Here is a 2,537-nt window from a genome sequence, read left to right as displayed (position 1 = left end):
CTTTTGAAGATCGGAAGTCTCTCCGATCTCGACCAGTTTTTTGATCTCCGAAATTTTCGTTTCAGCCTCATCCTTGCTGGTAAACCCAAACCTCTTCACCTGTTCATTGCCCCGCGTTGTCTCCAAGCGGACGGCGTAGCCCCACGTGCCGTGCTCACTCCTCTTGATCCGGGGACAACGGGCGCCCAGTAGCGCACCGGTCGCGTTGTCCTTGCAGTAGCAGCGTTTCAGGGTGGATCCCTGCATACTTTCCTCCGTCGGTATAAATCGCTAGTGTGCCCGCGTCGGGTGAAACGGACAAGAATCGGATGTTGTGCTAAATTGCGGGCATGTCACCGCCGAAAGAACAAGAACAGGAATTGCTCGTCGTGACGGAGCGCCTTGCCTTGATCGGTGGATTGCGAAGCCGTGATTTCAGATTTTTAGAGAACGCCCTTCCAGCGCATTTCGAGAACTCAATCCATCGGTTTTCCCGGTGGCATGGTTCTGGCGGATGAGCTGGCGATCAGGGCGGTGAGGTATCGGCGTGCGGTGCCTTCGTGCAGGCCGATTTGGGGGGCGAGGTCTCGTGCGAGTGCGTAGACACTCCGGTTGTCGTCGGGGTCGATCTGTTCGGCCAGCAGGAGCCGAAGTCGCTCCTTCTTCGTGGGTGTCTCCCGGCCGTGCGCCGCGCTGGTGGCTGGAGCCGGTATGACCGCCTGAGGCGCCGTCTCTTCGTCACTGGCGCCAGCTGCCGTCGACGGCGCCAGTGGGGTCGTGTTGTGGATGCTGTTGGCGTGAGCCCAGCCGGCGGCGCGGATCTGGCGCATGAGCAGGTCGTATGCACCGATGAGTGCGATGGGCGGCCAAGCGGCGATGATCCGGGCGGGCAGGGTGGGGGCGGCGTGCATGACGTTGGCCGCGAGGCTGGCTGCTGATCCGAGAGCGAGGAGCAGGTAAGACAACCAGTGGCGGGAACGACCGGCGCGGCTGTCGGCGAGCATCGTCATGGAGGCGGCGACGATGAGTCCGTCGACGGACAGGGGGATCACGGTGGCGTTGAGGTCGTCCTCGCCGTTGGCGTGGGCGACGGTTCGCATGTGGCGGTAGCTGATCAGGGCGGCGATCGTGGCTACGGTGAGGACCGCTCCCCAGGTCGCGTAGTGGATGGCGCGCTCGCTGCGTGCGCCGGGGACCACCACGGCGCGGTCGGATGAGGGCGAAGCTGGTGGGGCATCGGCCGGTGCGGGTCGCGGGGTAGGGCCGGGCATGATCGAATTCCCTCCCGTGGATGGGGGTCGCTACCTGGTAGGCCGCGAGCGGCGCGTTTCGGCACACCCACCCGATTCGGCGCGCACGAGATGGCCTCCATCTGGGGGCGAGGCCAGGCGGATCCCGTGCCGTCAGCCGCGGGGGCGATCAGCGCGGATGCCCGCGGCGGTGGGTTGGCTGCTGTGGCGCCGCGGTTCAGCGGATGCGGGTGTGCGCCGGCTGTCGCTGTCTGGAGGTGTGGCGGTCGGAGTTGTCCCGTCGGACTCGATGCCGACGAAGGCGAGCAGACCGGTGGTCTGGACGCGGTAGCGGCGTCCGATCCGCTGGACAGGGCAGGGGAAGGCGCCGCGGCGGGCGAGCTCGTAGGCGACGGTCCGGCTGATCCCGATGGCACGGGCGGCCGTCATGAGGGTCACGGTGGCGGGAAGGGCTTGGATCTCAGCGATCGACAGCTGATCCACGAGCTTCTCCTTCGTCGGCGGTCGTCCCGCGTGCCTGGGGTTGGCGCCGGCTGGTCATGGGGCGAGCTCGGGTGCCGGGCGGCTGCCGATGACGCTGGCGGTCGGGGCTTCGACAGATCGGTCGGGGACGAGCTGCGGGGCGCTGACGGTGAGGAGGTGGCGCAACGGCCGTTCGGGGAAGCGGCCGGCGATGGCTTCGGCGCGGCTGGTGTGGGGGCGCAGGGTGAGGCCGGCGAAGCGGCGGAGGGCCTCCCCGGATGCAGCCGTGAGGAACTGGAGCCGCTGCTGCTGGTCGAGGTCGACGGGGTCCAGGCCGCCGACGGCGTGGTCGAGGTCGGCGTCGGTGGGCGCGTGGGCGAGCAGCGCGCCGGCGAGGGCGGTGGTGTCGCCGTCGGCGAGGCGTCGGCGGATGGTGTCGTCGAGTCCGGTGCTGATGTGGCGTTCGACGATGCGCCGTTGGGTGTGTTCCTCGGCTGTTCCCAGGAGCCAGCCGTTGCGGTCGCAGGCCGCTTTCAGCGCCTGGTCGGACAGGCCGGTGAGGTCGGTCGGGCAGGGGAGCCGGTCGATGAGCCGGTGGATCGTGGTGAGTCCCGCGTGTCCGGTGGCGCCGCCGGTGACCAGTTGCGCGGCGGTCGCGGGGTGGGTCAGGTGCAGCACTCCGATGGCCAGCGCTGTGGTGTCCGGGGTGGGCCGGGCATGTGCCAGCCATCGCCGTCCGCGTATGGCCGCGGCGACGGTGTGGTGGAGATGGTCGGTGGCGCGGGTGACGCCGTCCCAGGCGATGAGGTCACGGTGTTCGGGTCGGATCGCCGCCAGCGGTCCGTG

General features: G+C 68.3%; 3 protein-coding genes and 1 pseudogene. All 4 read right to left on the bottom strand.

Annotated features, from left to right (window positions below):
* A pseudogene (locus tag MJ783_RS23255) lies at positions 1-246 on the bottom strand (hypothetical protein); the annotation flags it as partial.
* A 209-nt stretch (positions 247-455) separates the two neighbouring features.
* Entirely contained in the window at positions 456-1,250 is a 795-nt protein-coding gene (locus MJ783_RS23250; RefSeq protein WP_239314026.1) for a DUF2637 domain-containing protein, read from the bottom strand.
* A gap of 132 nt (positions 1,251-1,382) precedes the next feature.
* Positions 1,383-1,712: a helix-turn-helix domain-containing protein gene (locus tag MJ783_RS23245; RefSeq protein WP_239314024.1), complete on the bottom strand. Its 330-nt coding sequence runs from the start codon at positions 1,710-1,712 to the stop codon at positions 1,383-1,385.
* 54 nt (positions 1,713-1,766) lie between these two features.
* The coding region (locus MJ783_RS23240) for a hypothetical protein (protein WP_239314023.1) at positions 1,767-2,537 on the bottom strand (771 nt) is incomplete at its 5' end.

Origin of the sequence: Protofrankia sp. Cj3 (assembly GCF_917627355.1) — a bacterium.
Lineage (GTDB): Bacteria > Actinomycetota > Actinomycetes > Frankiales > Frankiaceae > Protofrankia.
The sequence above is the reverse complement of the archived record's forward strand: the minus strand, read 5'-3'. Positions and strand labels throughout refer to the sequence as shown.